The sequence below is a fragment of the Oceanisphaera marina genome, from assembly GCF_014643915.1.
GTDB classification, from domain to species: domain Bacteria; phylum Pseudomonadota; class Gammaproteobacteria; order Enterobacterales; family Aeromonadaceae; genus Oceanimonas; species Oceanimonas marina.
The window spans coordinates 16,053-30,626 of record NZ_BMKE01000026.1; the positions used below are offsets into that span (position 1 = coordinate 16,053).

The 14,574-nt window shown below is 53.8% G+C and carries 14 protein-coding genes; 12 read left to right on the forward strand and 2 right to left on the reverse strand.

The window, feature by feature from the left end:
• Positions 1 to 53: 53 nt before the first annotated feature.
• Positions 54 to 1,202 carry a tRNA epoxyqueuosine(34) reductase QueG gene (gene queG / locus IEW52_RS13525; RefSeq protein WP_188630604.1) on the reverse strand — a complete coding sequence of 383 codons (1,149 nt, stop codon included), beginning with the start codon at positions 1,200 to 1,202 and terminating at the stop codon, positions 54 to 56.
• Here queG and IEW52_RS13530 point away from each other — a divergent pair.
• From IEW52_RS13530 to IEW52_RS13575, 10 genes are all read left to right on the forward strand, one after another.
• Positions 1,201 to 2,742: an NAD(P)H-hydrate dehydratase gene (locus IEW52_RS13530; RefSeq protein ID WP_188630605.1), complete on the forward strand. Its 1,542-nt coding sequence runs from the start codon at positions 1,201 to 1,203 to the stop codon at positions 2,740 to 2,742. The genes queG and IEW52_RS13530 overlap by 2 nt on opposite strands.
• Entirely contained in the window at positions 2,708 to 3,175 is a 468-nt protein-coding gene (gene tsaE, locus IEW52_RS13535) for a tRNA (adenosine(37)-N6)-threonylcarbamoyltransferase complex ATPase subunit type 1 TsaE (protein ID WP_188630606.1), read from the forward strand. Before IEW52_RS13530 ends, tsaE begins: the two co-directional genes overlap by 35 nt.
• Positions 3,172 to 4,485 (forward strand): N-acetylmuramoyl-L-alanine amidase, encoded by a 1,314-nt coding sequence (locus IEW52_RS13540; RefSeq protein ID WP_188630607.1) that lies wholly within the window; start codon positions 3,172 to 3,174, stop codon positions 4,483 to 4,485. The genes tsaE and IEW52_RS13540 overlap by 4 nt, the downstream gene beginning before the upstream one ends.
• Before the next feature lies 1 nt (position 4,486).
• Positions 4,487 to 6,319 carry a DNA mismatch repair endonuclease MutL gene (gene mutL / locus IEW52_RS13545; protein WP_188630608.1) on the forward strand — a complete coding sequence of 611 codons (1,833 nt, stop codon included), beginning with the start codon at positions 4,487 to 4,489 and terminating at the stop codon, positions 6,317 to 6,319.
• On the forward strand, positions 6,309 to 7,253 hold the full coding sequence (gene miaA / locus IEW52_RS13550) for a tRNA (adenosine(37)-N6)-dimethylallyltransferase MiaA (RefSeq protein ID WP_188630609.1): 945 nt from the start codon (positions 6,309 to 6,311) through the stop codon (positions 7,251 to 7,253). The genes mutL and miaA overlap by 11 nt, the downstream gene beginning before the upstream one ends.
• A 35-nt stretch (positions 7,254 to 7,288) precedes the next feature.
• The gene (gene hfq, locus IEW52_RS13555) at positions 7,289 to 7,555 is read left to right on the forward strand and encodes an RNA chaperone Hfq (RefSeq protein ID WP_188630610.1); all 267 of its coding nucleotides are present in this window, start codon (positions 7,289 to 7,291) and stop codon (positions 7,553 to 7,555) included.
• A gap of 75 nt (positions 7,556 to 7,630) precedes the next feature.
• Entirely contained in the window at positions 7,631 to 8,917 is a 1,287-nt protein-coding gene (gene hflX, locus IEW52_RS13560) for a ribosome rescue GTPase HflX (protein ID WP_188630611.1), read from the forward strand.
• A 46-nt stretch (positions 8,918 to 8,963) separates the two neighbouring features.
• On the forward strand, positions 8,964 to 10,136 hold the full coding sequence (gene hflK, locus IEW52_RS13565; protein ID WP_188630612.1) for an FtsH protease activity modulator HflK: 1,173 nt from the start codon (positions 8,964 to 8,966) through the stop codon (positions 10,134 to 10,136).
• Positions 10,137 to 10,139: 3 nt separating this feature from the next.
• A complete protein-coding gene (hflC, locus tag IEW52_RS13570; RefSeq protein ID WP_188630613.1) occupies positions 10,140 to 11,030 on the forward strand; it encodes a protease modulator HflC in 891 nt (296 codons plus the stop codon).
• A gap of 131 nt (positions 11,031 to 11,161) precedes the next feature.
• The gene (locus IEW52_RS13575; protein ID WP_188630614.1) at positions 11,162 to 12,478 is read left to right on the forward strand and encodes an adenylosuccinate synthase; all 1,317 of its coding nucleotides are present in this window, start codon (positions 11,162 to 11,164) and stop codon (positions 12,476 to 12,478) included.
• Positions 12,479 to 12,724: 246 nt separating this feature from the next.
• On the opposite strand, the gene ispB is transcribed toward IEW52_RS13575, so the two are convergent.
• Positions 12,725 to 13,699, reverse strand: coding sequence for an octaprenyl diphosphate synthase (gene ispB / locus IEW52_RS13580; protein WP_188630615.1), 975 nt, complete (start codon positions 13,697 to 13,699; stop codon positions 12,725 to 12,727).
• Positions 13,700 to 13,936: 237 nt separating this feature from the next.
• On the opposite strand from ispB, the gene rplU reads away from it, so the two are divergent.
• Positions 13,937 to 14,248, forward strand: a complete 312-nt coding sequence (rplU, locus tag IEW52_RS13585; protein ID WP_188630616.1) for a 50S ribosomal protein L21 — start codon at positions 13,937 to 13,939, stop codon at positions 14,246 to 14,248.
• Between the two features lie 17 nt (positions 14,249 to 14,265).
• Positions 14,266 to 14,523, forward strand: coding sequence for a 50S ribosomal protein L27 (gene rpmA, locus IEW52_RS13590; RefSeq protein ID WP_188630617.1), 258 nt, complete (start codon positions 14,266 to 14,268; stop codon positions 14,521 to 14,523).
• Positions 14,524 to 14,574: the final 51 nt, after the last annotated feature.

The following is a 14,574-nucleotide window of genomic DNA, read 5'->3' on the forward strand; positions in this document are numbered from 1 at the left end:
TTGTTGCTTGGGCTTACGGCTTATAGCTTGCCGCTGCCCCTAAGGGACAGACCTTATTCGTCGTGCTCAAAACGGGCATGGGTGGGCATGCCTTTATCCACGGCGCGGATCAAGCGTTCTGTCTTGCGGCCTATTTTGGCCAGCCCGGCTCTTTGCTGCGCCAATGCCCAGTCAAGATGCTCCAGCACCATGGCATCCATATCGTCTTGCTGACGTTTTTGTTCCAGCGCCAACATGACGCTGGGGCTGACCGGCGCATTACCCAGGGCGACGGCAATATTACGCAACCAGCGACGATAACCAATGCGTCGAATCGGACTGCCTTCGGTTTGCTTGAGAAAATGGGCCTCGTCCCAGTCGAACAAGGCGAGCAGCTCGGGGGCATGCAGATTATCCCGGGCCGCAAAGTCGGGTTCCTGGCTGGCATTGGCAAACTTATTCCAGGGGCAGATCAACTGGCAATCGTCACAACCGTAGATGCGATTGCCCATCAAAGGGCGTAACTCGACAGGAATAGGCCCGTCCTGTTCTATGGTGAGATAAGAAATACAACGCCGGGCATCCACCACGTAAGGCTCAACAATGGCGCCGGTGGGGCAGGCGGTAATACAGGCCACACACTTGCCACAGCCTTCTTCAACCGGTTGGTCGGTCGGCAGCGGCAGGTTAACCAGTAATTCGCCAAGAAAGAAAAACGAGCCCTGCTGATGATTGATCAACAGCGAATGTTTGCCGGTCCAGCCCAGGCCTGCCTTGGCGGCCAGGGGACGCTCCAGTACGGGTGCCGAGTCGACAAAGGGCCGAGCCTCCAGTTGCTGTGCCCGCTGTTCGATACGGTCCGAGAGCTTTTTCAGGCGTTGGCGCATCACCTTGTGATAATCCCGACCCAGGGCATAACGGCTGATATAACCCAATTCGGGGTTGCTCAGCACACTGGCAATGGCCGCCTGTTCTGGCAGATAATTCATGCGTACCGAAATTACCCGCAAGGTGCCGGGCAGCAGCTCGTGTGGGCGCGCACGCATCATGCCATGGCGGGCCATATACTCCATGTCACCGTGATATCCCTTGTCGAGCCAGTCGGCCAGCAGGGGTTCGTGCTCCGCCAGGTCGGTATCGGTAATACCGACCTGGCTAAAGCCTAGCTCTGCTGCCCAGAGCTTGATATCGTGCGCTAAGGTCTCAAAGTCGGGAACTGTCATGGATATTATCAGTCTGGAAAAGTCCCATAGTCTAACACAATCGGTATGGTCCTCGGAGCAGATCCGAGTCGGCGAACGGCTGGCGGCTGCCAGTGCAGGTCTGACCTTGTTCGAGCTGATGACACGTGCCGGTCAGGCGGTGTTCGAGCAAGCTCGTAGCGCCTGGCCTCAGGCCCGTTGCTGGTGGGTATTTACCGGTGGCGGCAATAATGCCGGTGATGGTTATGTGGTGGCGCGCCTGGCAATAGAGGCCGGTATTCAGGTGCAACTGATACAGATGGGAGACGCGCGGCGTTTACGCGGCGATGCCGCCACGGCGCGAGATTATTATCAGGCGCAGGGTGGCGTTATCGGTCAGCTGGACCAGCTTTATGGTCAGCCAGATCTGATTATTGATGCCTTGCTGGGTACGGGGTTAAGCGGCCCCCTAAGATCAGAGGTCGAGCAACATATTCGTCGCATCAATCAAAGCTCGGCTCCGGTGCTGGCTATCGACTTGCCGTCGGGCCTGTGTGCCGATACCGGTCAGATCCTGACCGAGGCGGTGGTGGCCGATCAGACCCTGTGTGTGATTGGACTGAAGGCGGGATTGCTGACGGGGCGCGGACCTGATGTGGTGGGTACTCTATTATTGGCAGATCTCGGCATGCAGACCTTATTAAATAAAGTGCTGGCACAGCCCCCCTTGGCGAGCCTGATGCATTGGCAGCAGCAGCGTCAAGCATTGCCAGCCAGGCGAAGAGGGGCCCATAAAGGCGAAGCTGGGCGATTATTGATTGCCGGTGGTAACCGAGGCATGAATGGTGCGATTCGCCTGGCCGGCGAGGCGGCATTACGCTGTGGCACCGGTTTGGTGCGGCTGGTTAGTCATGACAGTCATGCGCAGTTGTTGAACATGATGCGGCCCGAATTAATGACGGCGGTCTTTCCCGAGTTTAGCGATTGGCAATGGGCCGATGCCCTGGTATTGGGGCCCGGATTGGGGCGGGATGATTGGTCTTTGGCATTATTTGAGGCTGCTCTCGAAAGCGACAAGCCCATGGTGATAGATGCGGATGCCTTATGGTGGCTGGCCAAACGAGGAATATCATTACCCGCGCAAAGCCCCTGGGTGCTTACGCCTCATCCGGGAGAGGCGGCGACCTTGCTGCAGTGCACCGTGGCCGATATTGAGGCTGATCGGCAGGCGGCAGCCCGGGCTATTCAACAACAATATGGCGGTGTGGTGGTATTAAAAGGAGCCGGCAGCTTAATCGTGGATGAGCGTGATGTCAGATTATGTCATTATGGCAACTCCGGCATGGCATCGGGGGGGATGGGCGATTTGTTATCTGGTATAATCGGCGCCTTCATGGCTCAAGGTTTGACTCCTTTCAATGCCGCCTCACTGGCGGTGTGCTTACACAGTTTGGCCGGCGATATGGCCGCAACCCAGGGAATGCGGGGGTTGCTGGCATCGGATTTACTGTCTCCACTCAGAAGCCTAATCAATGAAAATGACGACTATGACAACAAACATCCTGAATTTGTCCCTGGCTGATGAGCAGCAAACGCTGGCGCTGGGGAGCAAGCTGGCACAGTCTTTTGGTGCGGCAACCATTATTTTTCTCCATGGCGACCTGGGGGCGGGTAAAACCACGCTGAGTCGTGGCGTGGTTCAAGGGCTTGGGCATCAAGGCAAGGTAAAAAGCCCCACCTATACTCTGGTTGAACCTTATCAGGTGGGGGGCTGGCAGGTGTATCACTTTGATTTATATCGGCTGGCGGATCCGGAAGAGCTGGAATATATGGGCATTCGTGATTATTTTACTCCAGACAGCCTGTGCCTTGTTGAGTGGCCCGAGCGCGGTCATGGCATGCTGCCAGCCGCTGATATGGACATTACCCTGCAATATGAGGGTGAAAGGCGAGTGGCGCGAATTGAAGCGAACACCCCGGTTGGGATAGCACTGTTGGAGAAACTATCAGCGTGAAGGCGATACTGGCATTAATCTGTTTTTGGTTCAGCGTATCGGCCTGGGCAAATCAGCTGGAAAGCATCCGTGTCTGGCCATCGCCAGACAATACCCGCATCGTGCTCGATATGAGCTCGGCGCCCAGGTACGAATATTTTATGCTCACCAATCCGCATCGGTTGGTGGTGGATTTAAGCCAAACTCAGAATAGGGTGAAGTTTGCCGCCATCAACAATAAAAGCGAGTTGATCACCCGGATACGCGACAGTAGCCCGCCTGCTGCCGGCAGCTACCGCCTGGTCTTCGAGCTGAAGAATAGCGTCAAACCTGTGGTATTCCCCTTGGCGCCGGCAGGCGAGTATGGTCACCGTCTGGTGGTTGATCTGCCCTACAGCGATACCACTCATACGCCGCAGCAGATAGCGCGCAAACCGGCTCCCATGGGGCAGAAAGAGGTGGTGATCGCCATTGATGCCGGCCATGGCGGTGAAGACCCCGGAGCGATAGGGCCAAAGAAAAATCGGGAAAAACACGTGACGCTGGCGATTTCCCGGCGGCTTGCCGATCTGATTAACAAAGAACCCGGCATGCGGGCGGTGATGACCCGAACCGGCGATTACTACGTGAACCTCAATCGACGTTCGGAAATTGCCCGCAAGGGGCGTGCGGATTTATTACTGTCGATTCATGCCGATAGCGTGGCCAACAGTGGGCCGCGAGGTGCCTCGGTATGGGTGTTATCATCCAATCGGGCCAACCGCGAAATGGCGGGCTGGCTGGAGAAGCAGGAACGCCAGTCAGAGCTGCTGGGTGGCGTGGGTGAGGTGATTTCTCAAACCGACGGCAATCCTTATCTCACCCGTACTTTCCTCGATTTGTCGATGGATAAATCCCGCGCCGACAGTTACGCCATCAGCGAGCATATATTGTCTGCCATGGGCAAGGTGGTGCGCCTGCACAAGAGCAAGCCGGAACATGCCAGCCTGGCGGTACTGAAGTCGCCGGATATTCCCTCTTTGCTGATTGAGGCGGGCTTTATTTCCAATCCACAAGAAGAGCAGCTGTTGCTAACGGCGGCGCATCAGCAAAAAGTGGCGCAAGCGGTGTTTAATGGCGTTAAGTCCTTTTATCGGCAGAACCCGCCCAGCGGCACCATGATGGCCACTCAGAGTACGGGCCAGCCTAAAAAACACACGGTACGCACCGGTGAAAGCCTGTCGCTTATCGCCCAGCGTTATGGAGTCAGCTTGAGTCGTTTAAAAGGCCATAACAGCCTGAAGACCGACGTGGTGCGTATCGGTCAGGTCTTGGATATTCCGGGGAGCTGATATGGCGATCAAGATTTTGCCAGCCCGTTTGGCGAACCAGATTGCCGCCGGAGAAGTGGTGGAAAGACCGGCCTCTGTGGTTAAAGAACTGATTGAAAACAGCCTGGATGCCGGCGCGACCCGTATCGAGATCGACATTGAAAAGGGCGGCGCCAAGCTGATTCGGCTGCGTGATAACGGCTGTGGCATCAGTAAAGACGAACTGGCGCTGGCATTATCACGTCATGCCACGTCCAAGGTCAGTACGCTGGAAGATCTGGAACAGATCATGAGCCTGGGCTTTCGTGGTGAAGCGCTGGCTTCGATAAGTTCGGTGGCTCGGCTGACGTTAACGTCCAAAACCGCCGAGCAGAGCGAAGCCTGGCAGGCCATGGCCGAGGGGCGGGACATGGAAGTAAAGTTGATGCCTGCTTCCCATCCCCAGGGCACCACGCTCGAAGTGAGTGATTTGTTCTTTAATACTCCGGCACGGCGCAAGTTCATGCGTACCGAAAAAACCGAATTTGGCCATATAGACGAAGTGGTACGGCGAATTGCGCTAAGTCGTTTCGATCTCGACGTGATATTACGCCATAACGGCAAGCAGATCCGCCAGTATCGAGCCGGGCGTTTACCTTCTCAACAAGACAAGCGGCTGGCGGCCGTGTGCGGCCCCGCTTTTATCAACTCGGCACTCAGGCTGGACAGCGAGCACCACGGGTTTCGATTGTGGGGCTGGCTGGCGCCACCCGGCGCGGCCCGTGCTCAGCCAGACGTACAATACACCTATGTGAATGGCCGCATGATGCGCGACAAGTTGCTCAATCATGCGGTACGTCAGGCCTATGGCGAACGGCTGCCCGCCGACAGCCATGGCGCCTTTGTGTTGTACCTGGAGCTGGACGCAAAAGAAGTGGATGTAAACGTGCATCCGGCCAAGCACGAAGTGCGATTCCATCAATCTCGTCTGGTACATGATTTTATTTATCAGGTACTGGCGCAAGCCCTGGAACAGGCGCCCCTGATCCCGTCGGCTGAGTCATCGTCTTCAAAAGGCGACCATGATGACGTCCCCTGGAGTGTGGAGGAAGCCCGGCCCCATCACGGCGAAGCAACGACAGCGACGGTAAAATATCAGGCCCCTCGACATGGCTATGGTGGCGTGGCGAGAGAAAAAGCCCCAAGCAGCATCAGCCGTGGCGAATGGCAGGGCATAGACGGCCTGTTAACCACACTGGCGACAGAATCGAATACGACAGCTTTTACGGGGGCGGCCTCAGCAAAAACCGACCCACAGGTGTTTTCTTCAGAGTGCGGGCAGCCATTGCAACTGGTCAAAGAAAAAGCCCTGGTGCTGTGGTATCAACAACAACTCTGGCTGTGTGATCTCAATCGGGCCAGTGCCTACGCCGATGGCCAGGCCCTGCTTGCGGTCTGGCAACAGGGCCTGACGCCGCAACCGCTATTATTACCTATTCGACTCAGTTTATCGCCCGCGCAGCAGCACGCGGTGGAGCAGCACCAAACACAGTTGCAAAAACTGGGACTGGAGTTGAAAAAGGCCACCGGCGACACCATTATTCTGACTCGGGTGCCGCAACCATTACGCCATGCCGATTTGGCGCGCTTGTTTCCCGAGTTATTAACCCGGCTGGATCAAGACATGACGCCGGCGGACTTATGCCAGTGGCTAAGTGCCCAGGGCAGTGCGCATCGCAAGTCTTGGTCCATGACCGACGCGGTGGCCTTATGGCAACGGCTGCAATCTCGACTGCCAGCCGAAACCGCCAGCTTGCCCTTTTTACAGCCACTGGCAGTGGAACAACAATTAGACAGGTGGATAAATGGGGACTAAGCCCCTGGCAATATTTTTGATGGGCCCAACGGCCTCCGGTAAAACCAGCCTCGCCATGGAGCTATGCAAGGTCTTGCCCTGCGAGCTGGTCAGTGTCGATTCGGCCTTGGTCTATAAAGGCATGAATATCGGCACGGCCAAGCCCACGGCGGCAGAGCAGGCGGCGGTACCGCACCGGCTGATCGATTTGTTGGATCCTATTGACGCTTACTCTGCCGCCGATTTCAGGCGCGATGCTCTGGCGGCGATGGCCGACATTACCGCCGCTGGGCGGATTCCGTTGCTGGTTGGCGGCACCATGCTGTATTTCAAAGCCTTGCTGGAAGGCTTGTCTCCTCTGCCCAGTGCCGATGCTGCCGTGCGAGCGGAAATAGAAGCTCAGGCACAAGAACAGGGTTGGGAGGCATTGCATCGGCAGCTGGCCGATATAGATCCGGTTGCCGCGGCGCGAATTCACCCTAACGATCCCCAGCGTGTATCCCGAGCATTAGAGGTTTATCGCATTTCTGGCAGCACGCTAACAGAATTAACCCAGCGCAAGGGTGATCCCTTGCCTTACAAAGTGTTACAGTTTGCCATTGCGCCTCGCGAGCGTTCCCAATTACACAAACGTATTGGCGAGCGGTTTCGCCTGATGTTGGACCAGGGCTTTGAGCAGGAAGTTCGAGTCCTGTATGAACGGGGTGATTTACATCCGGATCTGCCGTCCATTCGTTGTGTTGGCTATCGTCAGATGTGGGATTACCTGAGCGGTGTTGTCAGCTATGATGAAATGATAGAGCGTGGCACGGCTGCCACTCGCCAGCTGGCCAAGCGGCAGTTGACCTGGCTCAGGGGATGGCCGGATCTGCAATGGCTGGATACAGACAATAAAGCGGTTGGCCAAGATGTGATTGCACAAATCAGGCAGGCCCATAATGAAATACAACAATAACAATTTCCATAATGACAAAAAATAAGGATAACAACATGGCTAAGGGACAATCTTTGCAGGACCCGTTTTTGAATGCGCTGCGACGAGAGCGGGTCCCTGTCTCTATTTATCTGGTGAATGGCATCAAGCTACAAGGACAGGTAGAGTCATTCGATCAATTCGTTATTTTGCTGAAAAATACGGTGAGCCAAATGGTCTATAAGCACGCGATTTCTACCGTGGTACCCGCGCGGCCCGTGCATCATTTGACGCCGACGTCGCCCAATGCCGATGCAGCTGCTCCCGAGCAGGATCAAGATTGAGTTTGAGTTATCATCCTATGCTGACTCGGCTGTGCTATTTACAGCACCACGATATTACACAATGGAGGGCGCGCCTTGTTTGAGCGTTATCAAGGTGGTGAGTCCGCCATTCTGGTTCATGTCAACTTTGCCGATGACAGTGAACGCGAAGATCTCGAAGAGTTGGAGCTGCTGACCGATTCGGCGGGCGTTGCCGTGTGCTCGGTACTGACTGGCAGTCGAGCCTCACCACAACCGAAGTTTTTCATTGGTACCGGTAAAGTCGACGAGTTGGCCAGTCTGGTACAGATGCATGAGGCAGATGTGGTTATTTTCAACCACAGCCTGAGCCCGGCCCAGGAACGCAACCTGGAGCGAGAAATAAAATGCCGGGTACTGGATCGTACCGGTCTTATCCTGGATATATTTGCGCAGCGCGCTCGTACCCACGAAGGTAAATTACAGGTTGAGCTGGCGCAATTACGCCATATGTCGACCCGATTGGTGCGAGGCTGGACCCACCTTGAACGCCAGAAAGGCGGTATAGGACTGCGTGGCCCGGGTGAAACCCAGCTTGAAACCGACCGACGTTTGTTGCGTGAGCGCATCAAATATATTCAAAAACGACTGGAAAAAGTATCACGCCAGCGTGAACAAGGCCGCCGGGCTCGCAAACGCAACGAGCTGCCGACCTTGTCATTGGTGGGATATACCAACGCCGGCAAGTCGACCCTGTTTAATCGGTTGACCCAGTCGGATGTCTACGCGGCGGATCAGCTGTTTGCGACCCTGGATCCCACCTTGCGCAAGCTGGAGTTACCCGATGCCGGCACCAGCATACTGGCCGACACCGTCGGGTTTATTCGTCATTTGCCCCACGATTTAATCGCCGCCTTTAAAGCCACTCTGCAAGAAACCCGGGATGCAGACTTGTTACTGCACGTGGTGGATTGCGCCGATGAGCAAATGCGCGAAAACATCGATGAGGTCAATTCGGTATTGGAGCAGATTGATGCCGATGACGTTCCGGTGCTGATGGTATTCAATAAAATAGACAAGCTGGATAATCCCAGTAGTCGCGTTGAGCTGGATGAAGAAGGAAAACCGCGAGCCGTCTGGCTGTCGGCACAGGAGGCATTGGGCATAGATCAACTGCTTGATGCGCTTAATCAGTTGCTGGCAGGGGTGTTGGTAGAGCACAGGTTGACGTTACCGGCGTCGGCATCCAAGCTGCGCAGTCGGCTTTATGCCATGAAAGGAGTAGTAAGCGAATCGTTTGGCGAGCAGGGTGAGTTTGTGGTCGATATCCGGCTGCAGCAAGCCGACTGGCAACGTTTGCGTAAGCAGGAAGATGAGCCGTTAGAGCGCTTTATAAGCGATTGATTGCTTGGTAAAGTTACTTTTATAAATCAGAAAGACGGAGAGACAAATGGCTTGGAATGAGCCTGGAAATGGTGGCAAAGACCGTGATCCCTGGGGGAACAACGGCAAGCAACAAGGTCCGCCAGATCTGGATCAGGTGATTCGTAACCTGAGTAATAAATTCGGTGGCTTATTAGGTCGTCGCGGCTCCGATTCCGGTGGCAGCGGTGGTTTAGGCTCCTTTGGCATAGTAGTGGCGCTGGTGATTGCCCTGGTGGTGTGGGTGGTGAGCGGTTTCTACACCATAGGTGAAGCACAGCGTGGCGTGGTATTACGTTTTGGTAATTATTACCAGAGTGTCGAGCCTGGCCTGAGCTGGAAAGCCACCTTCATCGATCGGGTATTTCCGGTAGACGTTGAGTCGGTACGTTCACAGCCTGCCTCTGGTTTCATGCTGACTAAAGATGAAAACCTGGTGCGGGTTGAAATGGATGTGCAGTATCGCGTGCTTGAGCCTCGAGACTATCTGTTCAACGTGACCAATGCCGACGACAGTCTGCACCAGGCGCTGGACAGTGCGTTGCGCTATGTGGTGGGTCACAGCACCATGGATGACGTACTGACCGTAGGTCGTGAGCGCGTACGTCAGGAAACCCGCGCCCTGCTGGAAGAAATTATCGAGCCCTACCAGTTAGGTCTGGCGGTACTGGATCTTAACTTCCTGCCTGCACGTCCGCCGGAAGAAGTGAAAGATGCCTTCGATGATGCCATCGCGGCACAGGAAGACGAACAACGCTTTATTCGTGAAGCCGAAGCCTATGCTCGTGAGATTGAGCCCAAGGCGCGGGGGCAGGCCAAGCGTCTGCTGCAGGAAGCCGAAGGTTATAAAGAGCAGGTTGCCTTGCGTGCCGAAGGTGAAGTGGCGCGTTTTCGCGAGCTGCTGCCTCAGTATCAATTGCAGCCTGAGCTGACTCGTGAACGTATTTACCTGGAGACCATGGAAGAGATTTACAGCAAGGTCAACAAGGTGATCATCGATACCCCAGAGGGCAGCAATAACATGATGTATCTGCCGCTGGACAAGTTGCTTGAGCAGAACGCCAACCGCAGGACCAAGGTAGATCCTAATATCATCACTTCTGATTATATTAATGGCCTGCAACAGCAAGCGGGTTCGGACAGCGGACAAGCTAGCTCGAATACCGATAGAAGTTCCATCCGTCCGACAGGGAGAAACTAAGCCATGAAAAAAGGTTTAATGGTTATTCTTGCCCTGGCTGTTATCGTACTTTATGCCTCTGTATTCGTGGTAGTTGAAGGCGAGCGGGGCATAGTGCTGCAATTTGGCAAGGTGAAACGTGAGCAGGGGACGGAGCAACCCACCGTATATGGTCCCGGCCTGCACTTTAAGGTGCCCATGATTGATCAGGTTCGTAAACTGGATGCCCGTTTACAGACCCTGGACGATCAGGTGGATCGCTTTGTTACTTCGGAGAAGAAAGATCTTATCATCGACTCCTACGTAAAATGGCGCATCGACAACTTTGCCAACTATTATCTGGCCACGGGTGGTGGTAATCGTCTGCAAGCAGAGAACCTGCTGCGCCGACGCATTAACAACAGCCTGCGTTCCGAAATTGGTAGCCGCACCATACGTGATATCGTCTCTGGTGAGCGTGGCGATGTGATGGAAAGCGCACTGCGCGGCCTGTTGGAATCGTCTTCAGAGCTGGGGATCAAGGTGTTGGATGTGCGGATCAAGCAGATCAACCTGCCGACCGAAGTGTCCAATTCTATCTATCAGCGGATGCGCGCCGAGCGAACTGCGGTTGCTCGTGAACACAGATCCGAAGGTCGTGAGCAGGCCGAGATCATCAAGGCTGAAGCGGATCGTCGGGTAACCGTCATGATTGCAGAAGCACAGCGTAACTCCCGCACCCTGCGTGGTGAAGGTGATGCCTCTGCTGCCAACATCTATGCAGAGTCTTACTCTGCGGATCCGGAATTCTTCAGTTTTATTCGGAGTCTTGAAGCCTATCGTAAAAGTTTCGAGCATGGGGGTGACATGATGATCCTCAAACCGGATGGCGAATTCTTCCGTTTCCTCAAGGATCCTTCTGGAAAAAGCCAGTAAAACCAAAGCCCGGGCAGCCGGGCTTTTTTCTGTCCGAGTTTTTCCGGCCAAGTTTGGCTTACTATATTCCGAATTTGGTCAAAATTTGATAGACTCGGTTTTTAATAACTTAACAGTTAGTGAAAGGAAAAATGGGACAAAACGTTGTGGTACTCGGCACCCAGTGGGGTGACGAAGGCAAGGGTAAGGTCGTAGACCTTCTGACTGACAAAGCCCGTTATGTCGTGCGTTATCAGGGGGGCCACAATGCGGGTCATACTCTGGTTATCGACGGTAAAAAAACCGTTCTTCACCTTATTCCATCAGGCATTTTGCGTGATAACTGCACCTGCATCATTGCCAATGGCGTAGTGTTGTCGCCAGAAGCATTGTTAAAGGAAATGGCGGGTTTGGAAGCCAGCGGCATACCAGTGCGCGAGCGTCTGGTGCTGAGCGAAGCCTGTCCTCTGATCCTGCAGTACCATGTCGCCATGGACGTTGCTCGTGAAGTGGCCCGTGGTGCCAAAGCCATCGGTACTACCGGTCGTGGTATTGGCCCCGCCTATGAAGACAAAGTGGCTCGTCGCGGTTTACGCGTGGGTGATCTTGCCAACATGGACACCTTTGCCATCAAGCTGAAAGAAATTGTGGAATACTACAACTTCCAGCTGACCGGTTTTTATGGTGTTGAGGCCGTGTCTTTTGATGATGTGCTGGAACAGGCCAAAGGCTATGCCGAGCTGCTGACCAGCATGGTCGTTGATGTGACCGATGTACTGGACACCGCCCGTAAAAATGGCGAGAAGATCATGTTTGAAGGCGCCCAGGGCACCTTGCTGGACATCGATCACGGTACTTATCCTTATGTGACGTCGTCCAACACCACTGCGGGCGGCGTTGCTACCGGCTCCGGTTTTGGCCCTTGCTACCTGGATTATGTACTGGGCATTATCAAAGCCTACACCACGCGCGTTGGCTCAGGTCCTTTCCCTACCGAGCTTTACGATGGTCAAGAGAAGCTGGATGCAGTCGGTAAACACCTGGGTACTGTGGGCCATGAGTTTGGTGCTACTACCGGTCGTTTGCGTCGTACCGGTTGGTTAGACCTGGTTGCCATCAAGCGTGCGATTCAAGTGAACTCTATCTCCGGTTTTTGCCTGACCAAGCTGGATGTACTGGACGGTCTTGAAGAAATCAAGATTTGTGTGGGCTATCAAATGCCTGACGGTTCAGTGAAAGATGTGCCACCGATGGCCGCCGAAGATTATGAAACCGTGAAGCCGGTTTACGAGACCATGCCTGGCTGGAGTGAGACGACATTTGGTGTTGTTACTGTCGAAGGCCTGCCTCAGGCCGCTCGTAACTACATCAAGCGTATTGAAACTCTGACCGGCGTGCCGATAGATATTATCTCTACCGGCCCGGATCGTGACGAAACCATGATTCTGCGTCATCCGTTTGATGCCTGATGATTAAGTTTCGTATCTAAAAAACGCCAGCTCATTGAGCTGGCGTTTTTATTATCTATTCACGAATGTAGTAGCTGCTTCAGCTGCTAAAACCTGCAACGCAGGTTCTGATACACTAAACCATCCCGACGAGTCGTCGAATAAAGGTGATAATACGACGACATATAAGATATCGCTGCGTGATATTGCACAGCTAAAGCAGTGCCTACATCGGTGCAATATAGCGCAACGGTACTGTGTTCACATTTAGCTGCTGCGATCTACCGCCATATGGGCGAGGGCGATCAGCGCCGATTTGTGTTCGGAGTCGGGCAGTATATTCAGGCTGTCGATGGCTTTTTGAGCTTCCAGTTCTGCCTGTTGCTGACTGTATTCCAATGCCCGGGTGTCCGCCAGAATCGCCATGATTTCTTCCAGGTGATCCATGCCGGTACGGTGGGCAATGGCATCGCGAATGCGTTCGCGCTGTGCATCATTACCGACGGCCATGGCTCGCAGCAAGGGCAGGGTCGGTTTACCTTCAGCCAGGTCGTCACCGACGTTTTTGCCCATGTCACCGGCATCCGAGCTGTAATCCATTATGTCGTCTACCAGCTGAAACGCCGTACCCAGATATTTACCGTAATCCAGCATGGCCTGCTCAATATCAGCTGGCTGATGGGTCAGCACGGCGGCCAGTCGGGTGGCGGCTTCAAACAGTTTGGCGGTCTTGCAGTAAATCACCTGCATATAACTGTCTTCGGTGGTATCGGGATCGTTGCAGTTCATCAACTGCAGTACTTCACCTTCGGCAATAATATTGGTGGCATCGCTGAGAATATTCATGATTTTCATGTTATCCAGCTCTGTCATCATCTGAAAGGCGCGGGTATACAGAAAATCACCGACCAGAACGCTGGCCGCATTGCCAAACAGGGCATTGGCGGTGTCTCGACCACGGCGCAAATCCGACTCGTCTACCACATCGTCATGCAGCAGGGTGGCTGTGTGAATGAATTCGATAATGGCGGCCAGGGTAATATGTGCCTCGCCTTCATAGCCCAATGCTCGAGCCGCCAGCACGGTAAGCTGTGGGCGCATGCGTTTGCCGCCAGCACCCACAATATAAAAACCAAGCTGGTTGATTAAAGCCACGTCCGATTGCAGTCGTGACATGATTAAATTATTCACCGATTGCATGTCTTGCTCGGTCAATTGTTTTATTTTATTGATATCTAACATAAAGTTATAAGCCAAACGACGCAGTCTAAAGTCATTGATGCCGAGATTTTACACTATTTGTCAAAGGGATAAAGCCGCCCTGTCACGCTTTGGTATCATCTTGGACAAGACGCATTTTTTTATTACTGCACTCTTGTCTCACTCTCACAATCTGCGTACAATACGCGACCATTGTAGAACAGTTTTAGTGCACGCCCTCAAGAGGGTAAATAGTGCCAATAAGTCGGAGTTATAATCATGTACGCGGTAATCCAAAGCGGCGGAAAACAGCACCGTGTAGCCGAAGGGCAGGTGATTCGTCTAGAGAAGTTGGACGTTGAAACTGGCGCTTCTGTCGAATTCGACAAAGTGCTTATGGTTGCTCAAGGTGAAGACGTTAAAGTTGGTGTTCCTTACATCGACGGTAGCAAGGTAGTAGCTGAAGTCGTAGCTCACGGTCGTGGCAAAAAAGTCAAGATCGTCAAGTTCCGTCGTCGTAAGCACTCTCGCAAACAGCAGGGTCATCGTCAGTGGTTCACTGAAGTGAAAATCACTGGTATCAGCGCCTAAGAGGGGAGTTAAGTTCCATGGCACATAAAAAAGCAGGCGGCTCTACTCGTAACGGTCGCGATTCAGAAAGTAAACGTCTTGGTGTTAAGCGTTTTGGTGGTGAAAACGTCCTGGCGGGCAACATCATCGTACGTCAGCGTGGAACCAAGTTCCACGCCGGCGTTAACGTAGGCCTGGGCAAAGATCACACTCTATTCGCCACTGCCGACGGCAAGGTGAAGTTTGAGATTAAAGGTCCCAAGAACCGCAAGTTCGTAAGCATTGAAGCTGAATAAGCATCAAGCAGGACTAAAAAAGCCCCGCCTACTGGCGGGGCTTTTTGTTTT